General features: G+C 57.6%; 1 pseudogene. It reads right to left on the bottom strand.

Features of this window, described 5'->3' with window-relative positions:
* Positions 1-9: 9 nt before the first annotated feature.
* A pseudogene (locus tag AC27GT_RS03575) lies at positions 10-210 on the bottom strand (IS256 family transposase); the annotation flags it as partial.

Below are 210 nucleotides of genomic sequence, written 5' to 3'. Positions count from 1 at the left end.
CCGGTCGTGTCAAGATTTATGTGTAAGCGTCTGTGTACGGGGGGCATACCTCTCCAGAAGCATCTTCTCCAGCACTTCCCGCACCTCAGCAAAGCCCTTCAATCGCCGCTCAGACCACCTCCCCTCCTGACGCTCCGCCTCCAAGTAAAGGAGCTTAAACACAGACTCGGGTCGGGGGAACTTATGATCCCGCACCTTCGTCCCACGCCT

The organism is Thermus sp. KWY1 (genome assembly GCF_057547025.1).
This window is presented reverse-complemented; position numbering and strand designations above follow the sequence as displayed.